The organism is Westiellopsis prolifica IICB1, assembly GCF_004323185.1.
GTDB classification, from domain to species: domain Bacteria; phylum Cyanobacteriota; class Cyanobacteriia; order Cyanobacteriales; family Nostocaceae; genus Pelatocladus; species Pelatocladus prolificus_A.
In genome coordinates this window covers 2,268,890-2,288,036 of the sequence record NZ_NAPS01000002.1, presented here as the reverse complement: position 1 = coordinate 2,288,036, position 19,147 = coordinate 2,268,890, and the positions used below count along the sequence as shown (strand labels likewise).

The 19,147-nt window shown below is 37.5% G+C and carries 10 protein-coding genes; 3 read left to right on the top strand and 7 right to left on the bottom strand.

What is annotated here, in order from left to right; all coding sequences use genetic code 11:
• Positions 1–46 precede the first annotated feature (46 nt).
• The gene (locus tag B4U84_RS24165; RefSeq protein WP_017311715.1) at positions 47–805 is read right to left on the bottom strand and encodes a metallophosphoesterase family protein; all 759 of its coding nucleotides are present in this window, start codon (positions 803–805) and stop codon (positions 47–49) included.
• 525 nt (positions 806–1,330) lie between these two features.
• The gene (locus tag B4U84_RS24160) at positions 1,331–4,438 is read right to left on the bottom strand and encodes a plasmid replication protein, CyRepA1 family (protein ID WP_131120808.1); all 3,108 of its coding nucleotides are present in this window, start codon (positions 4,436–4,438) and stop codon (positions 1,331–1,333) included.
• Positions 4,439–4,737: 299 nt separating this feature from the next.
• Between B4U84_RS24160 and B4U84_RS24155 the strand changes: the two genes are divergently transcribed.
• The gene (locus tag B4U84_RS24155; protein ID WP_017311713.1) at positions 4,738–5,370 is read left to right on the top strand and encodes a Vat family streptogramin A O-acetyltransferase; all 633 of its coding nucleotides are present in this window, start codon (positions 4,738–4,740) and stop codon (positions 5,368–5,370) included.
• A gap of 232 nt (positions 5,371–5,602) precedes the next feature.
• Entirely contained in the window at positions 5,603–6,460 is an 858-nt protein-coding gene (locus tag B4U84_RS24145) for an alpha/beta hydrolase (RefSeq protein WP_131120807.1), read from the top strand.
• Between the two features lie 116 nt (positions 6,461–6,576).
• On the opposite strand, the gene B4U84_RS24140 is transcribed toward B4U84_RS24145, so the two are convergent.
• Positions 6,577–7,098: a hypothetical protein gene (locus tag B4U84_RS24140; protein WP_017311710.1), complete on the bottom strand. Its 522-nt coding sequence runs from the start codon at positions 7,096–7,098 to the stop codon at positions 6,577–6,579.
• 533 nt (positions 7,099–7,631) lie between these two features.
• Between B4U84_RS24140 and B4U84_RS24135 the strand changes: the two genes are divergently transcribed.
• The gene (locus B4U84_RS24135) at positions 7,632–9,833 is read left to right on the top strand and encodes a glycogen debranching protein (RefSeq protein WP_131120806.1); all 2,202 of its coding nucleotides are present in this window, start codon (positions 7,632–7,634) and stop codon (positions 9,831–9,833) included.
• Position 9,834: 1 nt separating this feature from the next.
• On the opposite strand, the gene B4U84_RS24130 is transcribed toward B4U84_RS24135, so the two are convergent.
• The 4 genes from B4U84_RS24130 to bchB all read right to left on the bottom strand — a co-directional run bounded on the left by B4U84_RS24130 (position 9,835) and on the right by bchB (position 18,902).
• A complete protein-coding gene (locus B4U84_RS24130) occupies positions 9,835–14,229 on the bottom strand; it encodes a WD40 repeat domain-containing protein (RefSeq protein ID WP_131120805.1) in 4,395 nt (1,464 codons plus the stop codon).
• Positions 14,230–14,274: 45 nt separating this feature from the next.
• Positions 14,275–15,702, bottom strand: coding sequence for an SIR2 family protein (locus B4U84_RS24125; protein ID WP_131120804.1), 1,428 nt, complete (start codon positions 15,700–15,702; stop codon positions 14,275–14,277).
• A 19-nt stretch (positions 15,703–15,721) separates the two neighbouring features.
• Complete coding sequence (locus B4U84_RS24120) at positions 15,722–16,585, bottom strand: effector-associated domain EAD1-containing protein (protein WP_131120803.1); 864 nt, start codon at positions 16,583–16,585, stop codon at positions 15,722–15,724.
• A 790-nt stretch (positions 16,586–17,375) separates the two neighbouring features.
• Positions 17,376–18,902 carry a ferredoxin:protochlorophyllide reductase (ATP-dependent) subunit B gene (gene bchB / locus B4U84_RS24115; protein ID WP_017311708.1) on the bottom strand — a complete coding sequence of 509 codons (1,527 nt, stop codon included), beginning with the start codon at positions 18,900–18,902 and terminating at the stop codon, positions 17,376–17,378.
• Positions 18,903–19,147: the final 245 nt, after the last annotated feature.

Sequence of the window (19,147 nt, the reverse complement as noted above, 5' to 3'; positions counted from 1 at the left end):
GTTCCCGAAGGGTATGCGTGAATGCGTGACTTCCCTCTTGTGGGGGTCAGGCCAAACACTTATTGCGGCGATTTATATGAAACTGTTCTGGTTTAACGGTTGTCACTATTTCTTCCAAAGGTGAGATGCGGATGCAATTTTTGAGAACGTTTGCTTGATAAACCAAATTATTTGTAATATCCAATCCCGTTAACCAACCACTACGAGGATGATAAGCACCAGTGTCTATATCTAACCATCCTTCCCCTTGGGCTAATTGACCAGGAGATACGCCAGGTAAGGTAAAAGTAATAGTATGACCGATAATCATCAATTTATCGGCAAAGTATGGCTTTTGAATGCTGTGAAATTCATCTCGCACCCAACAGAGCTGGTCAGCAGTTTGTGCTTCTAAAGGTATGAAAGGGTTAACACCAGCATGAACTAACCAAATATCACCTAAATCTATATATGTAGGCAAATTATCAAACCATTCGAGATGATCATGGGGAATAGTAGCTTCTTCATAACTAGATACCGTTGCTTGTCCACCACTATATAGCCATGCTTGTACTGTAGGGGTGGGGATGCGTTTCGTGAGAACATTCAATAGCATTTGTTCGTGATTCCCTAGCAAACATTGATAGGGAGTGTCTTTCACAAAATCAACTACTTGGGCGCTTTGCGGACCACGATCAATTAGGTCTCCTAAAAAGTAGACTTGATCATTTGATGCGGGGGCTATAGCATCTAACAATCTCATTAAACCTTCATAGTGACCATGCACATCCCCAATTACTATTCGTCGGTAACTACTTACACTCATCGGCTTATTGTTTGACTAAATTTTGCCCTTTATTGTGCTGATACAGTCTAAACTGTATAAATTTCGTAAATTTAGTAAAAAACTTACAAATTTCTGATTTATTTTATTATTCCCACTTTCGTTGACTATATTTAAACTTGATTTATTAATATTTCTTTCAGATAAACCATAAAGTCACCTCTTTTTATGTGCAGATTTGGCAAAATAAATTAAATTTTCTATAAATGTAGATGATTATTGCTCCAACTAGTCCCCCAAGGAGTCCCACACAATAATCTTCAATTTGGTGTGAGGAGGAATTGCGGGTTTGATTTGTCATTTGTCATTTGTCATTTGTCATTGGGGATGAATCAGTTAACAGCGAGCAGTTTAATTTGATAACTGATAACTGATAACTGATAACTGATTAGTTGTCCTCCTTGTCTGCCTGCTCGCTAAATGTATTAAACTCAAACAGTATCAGAGCGATTATAGTAAGACTGTACAGTATTGGAGACTATTTCATATCGTTCTTACTACATAATTTTATTTATAGCCTGCATAAAGGGGTGTTGCTCCTTTAGTCTGAGTAGATATGTGCCGTAAGATAGGTTTGTCATCAGCATAATCGGTCATATTAGCTAACATCAACTGATCTCTTTGATGCCAAACAGCAAATATTTTGTCTCTACCATCATTGAGAGTATTGATATCAACTTGATATGTTTGATCAATTCGCTGTAACTTCAAACCTAACAAATTTAGTAATCTGCTCAATATTTTGATTGCAGAAACGCACTGCTTATTCTTTACTAAATCTATGCCAAGTGTTCTTTTAATATGTTTACTACACTGGATAGCAGTATTTTGCAGGAGAATTAGCTCAGGCTCATGTTCAGTAAATACTCGCCCTGGTTCTAAAAACTGTAGTATTCCTAAAGCTCTCATCGCTTCAACTTTGAGGGTGTATGTTTTTAAATCTGGAAGGAAAACTTGACCCTCACCCCAAATTAATTGTTGTTCCCATTCTTGCTGATCCCTGAGCCAAAAATATTCACTTTCATGAGTGAGATAATAGTGAATTAATAATTGACCATAATAACCTTGTTCATCTAATAATTTTATTTGAGGTGTAACTGGTATACTGTATCTTTGCCTGAGAATATATTTATGAATTTGATTTCGTTCTTCATCTGTCAGTGAATGTTTAGCTATGAGTTGGTCATACTCCACATAATCAATATCTTTAGCATGAGCTACAGCTTTTGCTGCTGCTAATTGATTGTGTTGCTTAATTTCTTTAATTTTACGTTTAATTTCTTTGGCTTTTTGGTGTCTTTGTGACCAATCTTTTTGGATTTTTACAATTTCAATAATCAATCGCCTACGCGTTGCTAAATCATGAGGGTCAGTCGCCAAAAAAGCAAAGCGTAAATCTCGAACTATATTATTTTGAACAGCATTACTTCGCGTCTGAATTTGATGACCATCAGCAATTAAGCCTTCTTTTGTTGATTGACGATAGAGTTTAATTGAAGCATTGACTCTTGCTGCTAATTTCGACCAAGTTCGTAAATGAATCGGGTCGTAAACTAATGGTAAGTCTACATCAATTTTATGTAATGGGCTAAGTAAAGCCAAGTTTTCTTTTTGATTTTCCTGATACCAAGAAGAAAGTAAACGGTAATTTGTACTACCACTTCCAATGAGACCAATACCTCGTTTAGCACACCAAATTACTCGTGGGACATTATCCCGTACTCTTGCTAATGCTTGTCGGACTTCGGAATCAGGAATTACACCTTGAAAAATGCCATAAACACAGTCGAAGTGTTGAACGTCAATACTAATTCCTGTTCCCAAACTAGGAGTGACAAAAACAGAATCGTATTCTGGTACTTTTTGATTAATAGATGTGATAAAATCGACTGCTTCGTGACCAGGTGTATTTGTTGTTAAACTACTGACAACTAGAGTTTTAGAAAATTGCTTTTGCAGTCTTTGCAATCGTTCTTGTAAATAACTCGCGATGGTTTCACAACTATAACGTCCAGAACGACTATCAGTAGTTACATAACATTTTCGACCTGCCATCAAATCTAATTCTAGTTGATGAATAAGTGGAGTTGGATTAGGAGAATCATAATAAGTAACATCCCACCCGCGTTGAGGTTTCCATTGATTAACGACCACCCACGGTGTTAATTTAATTCCTGATAATGCTTGTAAATATTCTAAAGAAATATCAGACAAATCTGCATCTTGAGCAATAACTAATCCACCTGTTGTAAGAATATTAGAAATTAATTGTTGGAAAGATTTGAGGACTTTGACTCGCTTTTCTTTACAAGTATTACTATTGAGGAGATGCCATAAAGATTGTTCTACTTCATCTAAGATTAATATAGCTCCTTGCCAATCTTTAGGATTAAGCTTCCAGACAGAATCTATACATAATCCCACTGATTGGCTAGATTGATAGCGAGCATGAAAATTATCACTACGAGTTAAGGCTTCATTGTTAATTCCCCAATTAATACCGATTTTTTCACATAAAAATCGACCAAGTTGAATTCTATGAGTAATTAATAAAACAGGTTGATTTCGATTTTTTGCCTGTTGCACAACTGTCTGAAGTGCTGTAGTTTTACCTGTACCTTTAGCAGATTTTATCCCGACTAATCCAGAAGTAGGAAAAGGTATATCTCCTAAATAGCGACTATTCAAAATGAGTGCAGGAGGTATAGTTAATTCTGTGTGGGGTTTTGTTTGAGCCAGATAAATTTCTAAATCAACACTTTGGCGATAAATTTTTTCAAAGGCGTTTGCACCTTTGGCTACGATAAACTCATCAACTCCTTTTTCATTTCCTGGTAGTTCAATAACTTGAACAGGACAATTTTGGGTTTGAAATAAAAAACCAAGTTGCGAGATAGCGTTATTTACTGCTGCGATTTTGTTTGGTTGGGTTTCAAAATCAAAGCAAATATAAAATGTGCGTTTGGCGATCGCGATCGCATTTAAGTCTGGTATCAACTGACGACTGATAACTTTACCAAATTCATCTTTAGTGACGCGATAACCACTAGTAATTCCAGGAATACCAATAGCTGCATACCCTTGGGTTAATAGTGCGGCAGCTTTTTTCACACCTTCACAAATAATTATAGGTATATTTCTCGCCATTACCCACGCCCAAAAACCCACAGCTTCCCCATTTTCGGTAATGCTGATATTTTCTGGCATGGTTTGATTGTAACGTTGGGCGACTTGTTGCCACAGGCGCAAACTGACTCGCAAACAAAACACCCGCGTCGGTGTACAAGGAGGATGTTCGTATTTAATTGGTTTACCTTTTTCATTGAATCGGGGTTGATTTGGCTTAAAACATCCCCATTCCATTGGTTCCCAATTATTGAGAGGATCAAGTCCAGCACACCACCAGCCACCAGCAGCTACATGAGCGTAGCGTTGTAACCAGCTATTCCTCACCATACCAATATTCGTGCGTGGTATGTGTTCGGAAATTAACAAATAGTTATAGGCGGTTTCGTCTTGTAAAGACTGGAAATTCAAACTTGCTAAGTGTAAATCAATACCGCCACTGTTGACTAATTCCTCTAGATGTTGGGGTTGTAAATAGTGCAAATGCATTAGTCAGGGCAAAATGGAAACAACGGATTTAAAACCTTACCATGCCCCTACTAGATTTGATAGAAGTAATATTGACTATTTACAGCTGCTTTTTTTTACTAAGTTACGGGAGACACATCGGTGAATAATTCTGCAAGCTATGGAGTCTGTTTTATTGCCATATTAATAAGTATGTATTGTAATATTTTTTGAAATATATATTTAATTCATAAGTAAAATAACTGATTTAAACATGAAATCCTGATTTGTAGCTTGTTTTGAGATAAGTTTTATCTATAAAGAACTCGACAAGTTTTGCAATGCAATATCCCGATCCAAAAAACCCGCACCCAATGCAGGGTTTTCCCCAGGTTTGTTTTATCAAAAATACTGTCTCCAATCCGAACATCATCATTGGGGACTATACGTATTACGATGATCTCGAAGACTCAGAAAATTTTGAGCGCAATGTGCTTTACCACTATCCATTTATTGGCGACAAGCTGATTATTGGTAAGTTTTGTGCTTTAGCTACAGGCGTAAAATTTATTATGAATGGCGCAAACCATCAGATGTCCGGGTTTTCAACTTATCCATTTAACATTTTTGGTAGTGGTTGGGAACGTGTGACACCAAAACCTGATGAATTACCTTTCAAGGGTGATACTGTGATTGGTAACGATGTGTGGATTGGATATGAAGCAATGATTATGCCTGGAGTTAAAATCGGTGATGGTGCGATCGTTGCTGCAAAATCTGTAGTTGTTAAAGATGTCGCACCTTACACAATTGTTGGCGGTAATCCAGCTAGTTTAGTGCGCCAACGCTTTTCAGACGAAATCATCAAAACTCTACTAGAAATTGCTTGGTGGGACTGGGATATAGAAAAAATTACCAGAAATTTAGAAAAAATTGTTGGTGCAGATGTTGAAGCGTTGAAAAATTGTGTGTAATTTCTGCAATTCATGATTGAAAGTATTTGTAAAAAATAACTGATAAATTGATGATTATAGAAGTATAAGTATTTTTAGATGTAAATTTAAATGTATGAGCCATTTTACGAATATATACAGCAGCTTTTACCTGAATTTAAAATTCCTCGAATCCTGATTGAGCCTCTATTGGAACCAAGAAAAGTTCATAAAGGTGAATTCTTATTTCAAGAAGAATAGCATTATTGAAATAATGCGTAACTTTTCTTGGGGAACAACTCCAACAGAAATGCGCGCCAGTTTTAATGATTCAGCAAATCTCCTACCACCACATCCAACTGCAATCATTGAAGAAGTTGATGCTAATGGTATACCAGCAAGTTTGATTTCAACACCACAAGCAGCTAAAGATCGAGTTATATTATATCTGCATGGTGGTGGGTTTATTGCTGGCTCTCGTATTAGTCATCGCCGATTAGCCAGCGATTTTTCCGAAGCGACAGATGCGACTGTTTTATTGATTGATTATCGGCTAGTACCAGAGCGTCCATATCCAGCCGCTTTAGAGGATACCATAACAGCATACGAGTGGTTGATGAACGAGCGTGATTTTAGCCCTTCTCACATTGCGATCGCAGGCGATTCGGCTGGCGGAAACCTGGCGTTGACAACACTGCTGTCGTTACGTAATGCAGGTAAACCGCTTCCTGTAGCTGCATTGCTCATATCACCACTGACAGATATGGAAAGAACAGGTCAGACGCACAAAACGAAAGCTGATATTGATTTAATGGTTTTACCTCAGATACTTGAAGCAGGGATAAATATGTATTTACCTACAGCCAATTTCCGTGATCCTATGGTTTCACCAATCTATGCCAATTTGTCAGGTTTACCACCCATGTTGATTCATGTGGGAAATCAGGAAGTTCTTCTCGATGACTCGCTTAGGTTAGCACGCAAAGCCGCTTTAGATGATGTCTCTGTAGAATTAAAAGTTTGGAAAGATATGATTCACTCCCTGCATTTATTTGCACCGATGCTCACTGAAGGACATGAAGCCATTGTTGAGGCTGGAGCTTTTCTCAGAAATCATTTGCTGCAAAAATAATCAACCTAAAGATTTCACTTAAATGCAGTCTCCATTATTAAAATACTTCTGACGAACATATTTAGTTAGACAATCATAAGTTTGAAAGTCTAGTAAATTTTACTCAAGAGTGTACATTATTTTCCCTTATTTTCCTCCTCAATACTCTTACGGAGTTCGATATACTGCTTACCTAATGCGGTAATTTTGAGGTAATTAGATAAATTATTTCCTTCATAGGGAATATCACGAATTTCCTTTGTATCTTCTATGTACCCAATATCTCGTAAGTGGTACAATTCTCTTTCTAATTTATTCGTCAAATCGTAATTTCCATAGTTACCAGAGTTAATTTTTTGCAATGACTTATACATTGAGTCTGGGATTGTTAAGAGAAATATTTTATCTACTCTGTTCTTAGTAGTACTCAGTTTTTTGTTGAGAGAATTGATTTTGTTATCAATTTTATCTCTGTCAAATGTCAGCGCAACAACATCATCTGCTCGTGGGATAAATACCATTAAAATCGCAATGAAAAGCAATGCTGCTATAGTTAATCCTGAACTACGTCCAGAGAATAACATCACCAGTAAAACGCCTTCTATAAACGCAAGGCATGAAAAAGCAGCCCACCATTTTGTGTTATAGTCTTGAGTCATACTTCACTCTCCTAAAAAGTGTCTAGAGAAACTATTATTCTTTTAGTTAAATTTAATTATAGTTTTGATTTTCATATCTGATTCAGTTTAATATTATGATGTGTTGATAATATATAGGAATCATATTTGATTCTTGCTATGTATACTGAGAACTAAATCTTTGTACGGTAAGCTCTTAGCTCATTTAGTTTTTCAAAAATCAAATACTAGCCCTATAGAAATTTTATTTTCAGGAAGTAGAAATACTTAATATTTTTTCAATTAAATAATAAATTAAATTATATTTCACCAACAGCATCCATTGATAAGCTGATGTGCGCTTAGATTAAATATTCTTGCGTTAGGACTGTCCAGGGTCAAGAGTCCAAAGCCCAAGCTAGTCTTTGACTCTGGACTGTTGACTTTTGACAACCTGCTCGCAAAATATACAATTTAAATGCATAACAGCTTATTCATGCTTTGGCTTTGAAATAAAGATTATGTAGTGTCTCGTTGCAGTTACGCTACTTATAATCCTTGTTTGGTGAATAATCATGGATATGACACTCTGGGCTGGAAACCCCTATCCTCTAGGTGCGAGATGGGATGGTCAGGGAACAAATTTTGCTTTATTTTCGGAAAACGCCACAGGTGTTGAGGTTTGTCTGTTTGACGAAAAGGAGCAGGAAACTCGCCTATCTCTGGTTGAGGTGCAAAACCATATCTGGCACGGTTATGTGCAGGGTGTCAAACCGGGACAAAAATACGGATTTCGAGTCTATGGACCCTATGAACCTGAAAAAGGACACCGCTTCAATCCAGCTAAATTACTGCTCGATCCCTACGCCAAGGCGATCGCAGGCGATGTGATCTACGGGCAAGAAATTTTTAATTATTCATTAGAAGATTCAAGAAAAGATCCATCTCCATCACTGTTCTATTTAGGCTTAGATGATGCTCATTTGATTCCCAAGGCAATTGTGATTGATGATACCTTTGATTGGGAAGGAGATAGGCTCCTGCAAATTCCTTGGTCTGAAACCATTATTTACGAAACTCATGTCAAGGGTTTCACCAAGCTTCATCCAGACATTCCTGAAAACTTACGGGGAACTTATGCGGGGTTAGCTCATCCAGTTGCGATCGCTCATCTCAAGTCTGTTGGTGTTACAGCAGTGGAACTGCTACCTGTCCATCACATTTTCCCTTGTCCCCAATTTTTGGCTGAATATGGACTCCGCGACTACTGGGGTTACAGAACTCTCGGTTATTTTGCTCCCTATTCTGGTTACAGTGCTAGTGGCATCTTAGGACAGCAAGTCACTGAGTTCAAACAGATGGTAAAAAGTCTCCATGCTGCGGGTATCGAAGTCATTTTAGATGTGGTCTATAACCACACGGGAGAAGGAAACCCATCAGAACCGACTCTATCTTGGCGCGGTATCGATAATGCAGTTTACTATCGCTTGAACGAAGATAACAAGAGTGAATATCTAGATTTTACAGGCTGCGGAAATTCTCTCAATGTCAGTCATCCCCAAGTCTTGAAAATGATTTTAGATAGCTTGCGTTACTGGGTTACGGAGATGCACATAGATGGTTTTCGCTTTGATGAGGCTCCGACACTAGCGCGGGAATGCTTTTCCACTGACTATCAAATCCAGCTAACCATTTCTCAAGACAACAACCAAAGTGAATCCAAAACTTTCTGTGAGAAAATCACTCAGGTTCAGTACGACATGGGAGCCGCTTTTTTTGACATCATCCATCAAGATCCAATTCTTTCTCAAGTGAAATTGATTGCTGAAGCTTGGGATTCGGGGGACGGTGGCTATCAATTGGGCAACTTTCCGATTTTATGGTCAGAGTGGAATGACAAGTATCGCAATACGATGCGCGACTTCTGGCGTGGCGAACAGAAAAATAGACAAGAATTGATCAATCGTTTTTTGGGTAGCCCTGACTTATACAAAAACCAAGGGAAACGCCCCCGTGCCAGTATCAACTATATCACTTGCCACGATGGCTTTACGCTCAACGACCTAGTCAGCTACAACGAGAAACACAATGAAGTTAACCAAGAAAACAATAAGGATGGCAGCAATAACAATCGCTCCTGGAATTGTGGAGTTGAAGGAGAAACGGACGATCCAGAAATCTTACAGCTACGGGAGAGGCAACAACGCAATTTCCTGACGACTTTGATGCTATCTCATGGTGTGCCGATGCTGTTGGGAGGAGATGAAATCGGGCGAACCCAACAGGGAAACAACAATGCTTACAATCAAGATAATGCCAATTTTTCTTGGTATAATTGGGACTTGACTGAAAAACAAAAAGAATTGTTGCAATTTACGCGCCAGTTACTCCAGTTTCGCCGTCAATATTTGGTGTTTCAGCAGCACAATTGGTTAGAGCGGAGTTCGCGCACGGGTAGTGTTGATTGGTTCAATCCAGATGGGAGTGAGATCAGCGAGGAAGAGTGGCAAGGTGGCATTTGTGCCATTAGTATTTTCTTGAACAGTGAAGGAATTTCCAGACCAGATGTCTGCAATGACAGCTTTCTCATGTTTTTCAATGGGGAGGATAAAATCATGGAATTTGCCTTACCGCTTGGGCTAGAGGATAGAGAGTGGAAGGTGATCATTGATACGACTGAACCTCGCTTTATTGAGGAGAGCCGTGTTTACCAAGGTAATGAATCTGTGATAGTGACGGCGCGATCGCTAATAGTATTGCAGGGGAAAAAGATTTAACTCAACCTAGGAACTTATCCTTTTCTTGTCTGGTTAAATCACGATATAGTTTTTGCTTCAGTTTCTTAGCCAATTCTTCAGTTTCTATAGTCCAGAGGCGAACAGTATTGTCAAAGCTAGCTGAAGCGAGTTGTTTTTTGTAAGGACTAAAGGCGATCGCGGTTATTTTTTCTTTATGTCCTTGAAGAACAAAGGGATCATTGTCTAAATTTTCCCGATCCCATAGCTCGATGCTACCGTCATAACGTCCTGAAGCGATCCATCGGTTATCTTTAAATGCTAGGGCAGTTACCCAGCAATTCAACTTTGACTCGCTTTCTGAATTAGGAGGAATTACTTGACTTTGCCCATTATCAAGCTGATTTGTATCCCACAACACAAAATACCGTTGATCACTACCTGAAACTAGCCATTTTCCATCAGAACTAAAAGCCAAAATGATGGGCGCATCTTCATAGGTTTTCTCATGAACAAGCGGAGATTTAGTGAGAAAATTTCCAGTTTTTAGATTCAATAAATTTATTTTCCCTGCTTTATAAGCAATGGCTACAATCTGTTCATCATTAGAGGCATAAGGTTGGAAAAGTACAGAAGTAATGGTGAGTTTATTGTTCAGTGGAATGTTATGTATAATTTTATATTCCTGTGTGGATTCCTCTCGCTCCCAAACTTGAAGATTGTTCTCGATCACGGCTGCAATAAACTTACCATCAGAACTGAAAGCAAGTGAATTAATCTTACGTTCTTTGTTGCTTTCTATAAGATTTTTTTTGTTATTATTTGGCTTATTTTTTATATCTTGAAAATTTAAATCCCATATCCAGATTGAGCCATCTGAATTTCCGACAGCTATCTTTTGTTGTTTACCTTCCCCAAAAAAGGCTACTGTCGAGATATCTGGAGAGATGAAACAAGAAGTAAGCGGTTTATTTATATTAATATAATTGTCACATTCTCGGACTTCTAAAATTCCATTAGAGCAGACCAAAGCAAAGTGTGTCTCGTCAATCCAGGTAACTCCTATCACCTCTTTTTGACGTGATTTTAAAATTTTGGATTCAGCCCTTAAATTCAAAAATTTGATAATGATTTTATCCCAAATCACATCTTTCTCAGCCACTTGAAAAATTTTTGCTTCAGTTCCCAAAGTCCAAAATCGCATTGTCCGATCCCAACTACATGAAATCAAACGCTGCGGGTTATTTGGATCGAATGCGACTGAAGAAACGCTGTAGGAATGACCATGCAATACTTCTGGCTCTTCTTCAAGATTTTCAAGATTCCACACCCTAATTGTCTGATCTTCACTGGCTGAGGCCAGCTTCGTTGAATGTTTCTTGTAAACTTCACCATCACTCACTGAATTCGGGTTCTCCGAACTAAAGGAAATTGCTCTGACACATCCTTTATGTCTTTTCAAAATTTTTTCTAGTGGACTTTGAATATAAACATTAATCTGATCTAGTTTCCACAGACAAACCGTACAATCTTTGCTTCCTGAAGCTAACCATTTTCCATCTGGAGCAAACGCCACACAAAAAATTTCTTGCTTATGTTTCTTTAAACTCCTTAATAACTTAGGTTTTTGAGGATCTTCAATATTCCAGAGATAGACAATTCCATCCCCTCCTCCAGCAGCTAGTAGCTTACCATCTGGACTAGCATCAACTGACCAAATCCAAGGATCTGAAGGTCTATTTTTCCGATGATTGTTTCTGGAGAAGAGCTTTGACAGTCCATCAATGAGACTATCTAACCATTTTTGTAGGCTAGCTAGCCAATCTAGTTGGCGCTGTAATGGTTCTCGGAATCGCTCAGGTTGTTGAGGTTGACTGATATCCCATAGCCAAATCTTACCTGTCCAATTACCTGCTGCTAGGATTTTTTTCCCATCTTGCCGATCAATAAGTGACACTGAGGTAAAACCATCTTGACTTAGCTTTTTTTGGTCTGGGTCTCTAATTTCAGAGATGCAATTTATTCGTTGTAAATTCAAATTATTAATCTCTAAGTGAGAAAGATCCCAAAGTTTAATTCTCCCATCTCGACCACTTGAAAGCAACATTTGATTGTCTTGACTGAAGACAACTGTCATGTCTAGATTTGAGCCAGGAGACATGTGACGATCATCGTGAGCCTTTTCTTGCCAACCTATCAGTTTAGGAGTTGTACCTTCCTTCTCCACATCCCATACCCAAAGACTTCCATCATGGTTGCTGGCAGCTAACATTGTTCCATCCGCATTAAATTTTACCTGCCAGAAATCTCTTTTATTAGAGGACTTATTAGGAACAGTAAGCAGGCAACTAAAATATGGATATTGCAAAATCTCCCGTAAAGCTTCATCAACCTCAGATAAATCTTTTGGATAGCCCATATTTGTATGAGATCCATAAGCTTGACATGCTAATAGTGCAGCTAACTCTCTTTTTCCTTGTCTACACAAAGCCAAGGACTGAGTTGGTAAATTCTGTTTTAGACTAATCCTGCGAAGTTGACTTATATATTTTGTTCGCCAAGATTGAAGAGCTGGCATTAAACCATCAAAATAAATCTCGTAAGGTTTATCAATCTTGTCTTGTTTTGGTGAGGGTCCGACTGGTCGCAAGATCCGTTTGCGATCTAATTCATCAAGAACCTTCACAACCTCGGTTTTCTCCATTTTTGGTAGATATAGGTGCTTGAGAACTTTAGCGTCTTCCTCAGCAAAAGCGATGATTTCCCTGACAGACAGGGCGCTTTTAGTACCAGAGGGGGTACTTAGATAATAAAGGATACGAGAAACTGTATTCAGGCTTTTAGATTTTATGTTTTGTTCTATATTCTTTCCTAATTTTTTTATTGTGGTATCTACATACTGTTGGATAATTTCCTCAATTCCCTTCTTGATAATTTCATCCTCTGATAGTGTTTTTTCCACTTCTTCCGATTGAGTCTGGGGAACTATTCTCTTTTTTCCTAGTTTTTTTACTGTCTCTAATGTGAGAATTCGCTTTCCGTCTTCGCATTTTGCCTTCTTCCACAACTCAGTCATTACCAGTTGTAAAAAGGGAGCTACAATCAGTTTTTCTTCCTTAGCCAAATTAACCAATACCTTGGTAATTTTGTTAGCAAATAACTCTTCTTTAATTTCCGCTATTTCTATATTCGATAATTGCTCCTTGTTATGAAAAATAAGAGAATTTTCAGATAAACTGAAATATGGAACTTTATATTCATGATTTTCTTCCTTAAAATCTTGAAATTGAGCAATGAAATATTTTAAATATTCAATATATTTATTGCGAGTGGAAATCAATAAATTAATAGGAATATTCGTTAGTACCTGATTCAATTCATCTTTCCATAAAGGATGAGTATTAATATAGTCCTCAAAATGATCAAATATAATTAATCGATGTTTATTTTGCGAATCACCCATTTGATCTCGAATTTGCTTTACCAACTCACTGCGTACATCCCAAGTGTCAAAAACAATCAGCGGAAACGAAGATAGTTCTGATTCCAGTGAGCTTGAATCCTGGCTAATTTTACTTGTAACCCAATAAGGAATTATCCCTCCTTGTATCATTAAGCTTTTGCCTACATCTTTATCTCCAGTAAGTACAGTTAGACGGGAGTTTCTAAGACACTGAATGAAGTTATATCTCTCAATAGGCTTTTGAATAGCGTCTTGTGCTGAATTTATATCAAGAGGTGGTAATTCTATATTGCGAATGGAATTGGAAATATATTTTTTAAATCGTCGTTCGATCTTATAAAATTCATCTGATCGAATGGCAATTAAAAAATTAACAGCCAAACTTTCAGAGTTAACTACGTGAGAAAATTCTTTTACAAATGGGTCTTCTTCTTGAGGATAATTTTGAAAATATTCTTCAAATTGATCCAAAATAATAAATAATTGACCATCCCAATTTTTTTCGCCAATTATTTTTGTTAATACTTTTAATTCTAGATAAAAATCAGATGGAAAAGCGTATTGTTTTTTTTCGGCTTCCTGCTGAAGTTTATCTTTAATTTCTTTTTTTTCCTGTTCTAAAGATTCTAAATCAGATTCCATAACTTCGGCAACGGATTCTTGAACTTTATTTAACAATTTTCTTGACAAATAAGATAAATCTTTTTCTTGCCAATTTTTGAAGATTACAACAACATATTTTGGCACTCCAATCTCTTTATTTTTATGATTCTCTTCCGCTAATAGGTACGAGTGAGTAGCAACACCCGCTTGGAGAAGAGAGCTTTTTCCAACACCACTTTCACCATAAAGTACTGTCAGTTTATTTGCTTTTAAGCAATCAATAATTTTCTGCCGCCATACTTCTCGCCCAAAAAAGAATATTGCATCTTTTTGCTGATAGGGTTCTAAGCCTGGATAGGGTTTGTAAATCATTATTTAACCTCTGTAAGAATTTTATTTTGAGAATATGATGAAGGCTTATTGAGAGACTAACTTCTTTTCCACATACTTCTGTAATTCACTCAATAAATAATCTAAGGAACATTCATCAATGAGAGTTATTCCCAGTTCTCTCCATTTTCCTTCATCATGCATTTCTCCAGGTTTTAATGGGTTAATAAACCATCCTTCAGGTCTTGGTTTGTTTGTGAAAAACCTTTCAGGGAAAAATCTATGCAAGAGAGCAAGTATATCAGCATCATTAGGATTGCAGCCAAGGAAAAGAATATTACCGTCTTTTAAATAGTTCGTCAGCTTCTCAGGAAATTTTTCTTTAGGACTTTGCAAGTAATTAATAAAATGAGACTCTGCTATGGCAAAACTATCGTAAACTTCCTTTGCTTTGTATAAAACACCGCCATACAACTTAAAGATAATTGGAGTTTGAGGCAGTTGATAGTCTTGGCATACTATTTCCCCTGGACTATCATCATTTTTCCTATCATTACTAAAATAGGATTTGTGCCAAAAATCACCAGTAAAAAATGATTTATTAACATCAATAAAGTAATACATAACCTCAAAATTAAACTTTCCATCATCAAAAGCTTTTTCTAATCCATAATCATAATTTGTTGTTAGGATAAACAAATTATTTTTGGGTATTTTTTGAGCAAGTTTCGCTAAGGTTTTGTGTACCGTGTTGGGTTCGTAAGGATGCCTATTATAGTTATTTCTGAAAATTTTTCTAAGAATGTTTTTTAAATTTGAATCTGCCTCATTCAAAATACATTGAGATAAACAACGCATCTCTAACCTAGCAAATGCTAAATCTTGTTCATGTCTTAATTGTTTATATTTTTTATTAGGACTTTCTCTTATTTCCTTCCAAATAGGACAAATATTTTGGGAAGCTAAAGAACTAGGTCTGTGTTCTAATTTGGTAGGACAGACTTGGCAAGGTAGCCCTAGTACTTTCTTGAAATCTTTACTTGTAGCTAATAGTTTAGCGATGTCAATATCACTAGGTGGTAGATTTTCCGTGTTTCCATCAGGAGGATAATTAATGCCTGAACCCAGAAAAAAAATTAATTTTCCTCTCATTAAAGAGTCACATATCTCTTCAAATTCCTTTGGTAATTTATCTTTAATAGTGAGACCATCTATATCTTCTAGAATTGAATTATAGAAATTACGGAGTTCATGATTTATTGTTGGATTATCACAAGCTTTTTCTAGTAATTCAATTAAACATCCTTTTCTATCAAAGTAATTAATTATGTTAAAAATAGTTTCTAGAAAATTCTTTCCTTTGTCAATATTTGTATCATAATCGGTATTTAATTTTTCCTTAAGCAGCATTCTCATACTGCTTTCAGTATAAGCACTATTAAGAGCAAGTTTAAAATCTTCTTTTCTGGAATTTATTCTGGACTCTAGCCATTTTTCGTAACTTTGATTTTCCATATCTACCTCCCACTGTAAATTATTTAGTTAAAATAATAGATTGATAAAAGTTTTTGAGTTGTGAATTACGAGGTCGATTTTGAGAGGCAGATTCTAACAAATCAATAACTTGTCCTAGTTGCTCAAAATACCTAATTAAGTTAAAAATTGTTTCTTGATAATTATGCCCTTGTGGAATTTCTTGATCGTAATTAATGTTTAGCTTCTCATTCAGCATCATTCTCATGCTGCCTTCATCATAAGCATTGACAAGAGCAACTCTAAATTCTGCCCTTTGATTTCCAGTTAATTGAATATCTTCTTCTGGTGGCAGTGGCACGCCTTTTCCTATCAGTAATTGAGGTGTTAAATCTTCTGGAATTCCTTCAAGCTTAATAGCAACACGTCCCATCTTGTAAGCAAATTCATAGGACTTTCCTGCACCTAATGCACTGTAAAAGCCAGCAGCAAATTCAATTGCTGCTTTATCCCCAATTGCCTTATCCATACCAACAACATAGGGAATGTGTTGGGCGATCGCTTCTGCTTGTATCTGTGTGTAGCAGCCGTTAAGCACAATGCACTCCAGACTACGAGCAAACAGCTCAAACAAGCTTGCTAAAGTGTCTCCATCTATTAACTTGGCATATCCGCTTTCATCCTCAAAGGCTAACCCCTTTTCTCCCGCTCCATGTCCTGCAAAGTGAATAATTTGCGGGTTCAAATCCAGCATTGCTCTTTGGATATCCTTTGACCGCACAGCCCAACGCTGTTCTAGTTTAAATTGCTCTCGTTGTTTAGTCCGCTCTAGCTCTACCTGGATTTCTCGGAACTCTTGATCTAAACGCAGATGTGTCGTATCTAGCGGATTGGCTGCCAGAAATAAGATTGTCTTAATTGTCATTGATTATGATGTCTTTTTCAAACTACCCTACTCTTTAAATTTAGGAATAAAAGTTGAGGAAGTTGTGAAGATAATCAGTAAAAATGCTAAATTAAGAAATTTCCAACGTTATACAAGCGTTTCCAAAAGCACCCGATTCAGGGTTTGCGATCGCACTCATGGCGATTTGCTCAAACATGATCCTAAGCTGATGTGCGCTTAGATTAAATATTCTTGCGTTAGGACTGTCCAGGGTCAACAGTCCAAAGTCCAAACTAGTCTTTGACTCTGGACTCTTGACTTTTGACAACCTGATCGCAAAATATACAATTTAAATGCATAACAGCTTAACTAAACTAGCTCGAATTTGATCGCTTGGTAGGTGCGATCGCTCTCATATCAAGTCCACTTATTATTTAGGGTCTTGTATTTTTTTCTATACGACTTAAGAGATCAATAATTGCTATTAATACTTCTGTAAAAATATATACCATTATACAACTAATTACTAAATAAAGTAAGGCTCCTAATAAAATTGCACCATTATATGATTGAAAACTCAAAGATCGAAAAAATGAAAATTGTATAACAAAAGAAACAATTACAATGAAATAGCCGACAAACTGAAGTATTCTTAGAATAGTAATTAATCTTGTGTATAGTCTATTTTGATTAGAACTGTTAGGTGATTGGTTACTGCTCATAAATTTCTATTTTCAAATTAGTTAAATAATACGAATAATAAAAGTGTTTCCAATTAGGAAACACTTTGTGATCATACCTAGCTTGAAGCTGAAACCTAACTATATAACTATGCTCCTACAGCTTCCTTCGCAGCATACAGCACTTCAACAGTGATATCCTTAATACCTCGCTCACGAGCAAATTTCTCGGTGTTGCGCTTCACTTTACCACGAACAAAACCGGGAATTTTATTCAATTCTGCGACACCATCTTTAGTCCAGTTGAGGTCAGATTCCGCAGATATACCCTTAGTAATTACTTCTTTTGTATCGTGTCCACCAAAGATTTCTAACAAATGATCTTCCATTCCCAGTGTAAAGGAGTTGTAGACCAAGTCGGCAATTTGGTTAGTACCTTCGTAACCCATAAATGGTTTGTAACCAATAGGAAAGTTCTGGATATGGATAGGTGCAGCAATCACACCGCAGGGGATATTCAGACGCTTACCAACATGGCGTTCCATTTGTGTACCGAAAATAGCAGAGGGTTCGACACGAGCGATCGCATCCCCAATTTGACCGTGATCATCAGTAATAATGACTTCATCACAGTATTCGCTGACTTGTTCCCGGAACCAATCAGCATCATATTTGCAATAAGTTCCAGCCCAAACAACGTGAATGCCCATTTCCCGCGCTAAAATCTTGGTCATAGCGGCAGCGTGGGTATTATCACCAAAGACGACCGCTTTTTTACCTGTTAAGTTTTGACAGTCGATGGAACGGGAGAACCAAGCAGCTTGGGATACATGCAAGGTTTGCTCGTTGATGAAGTCTTCGTATTCAACATCAGCGCCTTGGGCATTAACAATCTGCTTAATTTTACGGATGCAACGAGCAGTTTCAACTACACCCATAGGCGTGATGTCTACGTAGGGCATCCCGAATTCTGCTTCGAGGTAACGAGCTGCCATTAAGCCGAGTTCGCGGTAAGGACAGAGGTTGAACCAAGCGCGAGGTAAGTTTTTCAACTCGTGAACCGAAGCACCTTCAGGAATAGCAGCATTTACCTCAATTCCTAAGTCTGCCATCAACCGTTTCAACTCGGTGCAGTCGTGCTGGTTGTGGAAGCCGAGAGTAGAAATACCGATGATATTAACAGAGGGCTTTTCGGTTTTACCTTCTGGAAGTTCGCCTTTTTTACGAGCTTTTTCGATGTAGAACTGAACAATTTGATGCAGAGTGCGATCGGCTGCTTGCAATTCGTTGACGCGATAGTGGTTCACATCCGCCAGCATCACATCGCCTTTGGCTTCCAACTGCGCCCGTTCGACGAAGTTTTGCAAATCTTCTTGCAGAATACTAGAAGTGCAGGTGGGGGTAAGAACGATTAAGTCTGGAGTTTCTTCTTTATCCTTGCGGGTGATGTTGTCTACCACCTTTTCTTGGGAACCACGCGCCAAAACGTTGCGATCCACAACACTAGCAGTTACTGGGGTAAAGTCCCGTTCCCGTTCCAGCATCGAGCGCATGACGTTAAAGTAGTCATCGCCCAGTGGTGCGTGCATGATAGCATGAACGTTTTTAAAAGAACTGGCAACCCGCAGAGTGCCGATATGGGCTGGGCCTGCATACATCCAGTAAGCCAATTTCATAATAGTGTTCTCCGTTTACATTAAACCAGGCGTGTCCGAATAAGGGGTGGACTTTTGCGTCTAAATTATTAAATCGTTTTTGATTCTCTCAAATGTTCTAGCCTGACAGTAGTTGGCTTCTTGTAAGTTTACATCCCCTAATAAAGCTTGAAACGTTGTTGCTGATTGGGATTGGATGCTCTACTAAAACAACATTAGTGTTGCTAAAGTTCAATAAAAATTAACGTTTTGGTAAATTCCTTAGT

Bases quoted from the DNA above. Each gene is read 5' to 3' on its own strand.
- B4U84_RS24165 (WP_017311715.1), bottom strand. From the start codon at position 805: ATGAGTGTAAGTAGTTACCGACGAATAGTAATTGGGGATGTGCATGGT.
- B4U84_RS24160 (WP_131120808.1), bottom strand. From the start codon at position 4,438: ATGCATTTGCACTATTTACAACCCCAACATCTAGAGGAATTAGTCAAC.
- B4U84_RS24155 (WP_017311713.1), top strand. From the start codon at position 4,738: ATGCAATATCCCGATCCAAAAAACCCGCACCCAATGCAGGGTTTTCCC.
- B4U84_RS24145 (WP_131120807.1), top strand. From the start codon at position 5,603: ATGCGTAACTTTTCTTGGGGAACAACTCCAACAGAAATGCGCGCCAGT.
- B4U84_RS24140 (WP_017311710.1), bottom strand. From the start codon at position 7,098: ATGACTCAAGACTATAACACAAAATGGTGGGCTGCTTTTTCATGCCTT.
- B4U84_RS24135 (WP_131120806.1), top strand. From the start codon at position 7,632: ATGGATATGACACTCTGGGCTGGAAACCCCTATCCTCTAGGTGCGAGA.
- B4U84_RS24130 (WP_131120805.1), bottom strand. From the start codon at position 14,229: ATGATTTACAAACCCTATCCAGGCTTAGAACCCTATCAGCAAAAAGAT.
- B4U84_RS24125 (WP_131120804.1), bottom strand. From the start codon at position 15,702: ATGGAAAATCAAAGTTACGAAAAATGGCTAGAGTCCAGAATAAATTCC.
- B4U84_RS24120 (WP_131120803.1), bottom strand. From the start codon at position 16,585: ATGACAATTAAGACAATCTTATTTCTGGCAGCCAATCCGCTAGATACG.
- bchB (WP_017311708.1), bottom strand. From the start codon at position 18,902: ATGAAATTGGCTTACTGGATGTATGCAGGCCCAGCCCATATCGGCACT.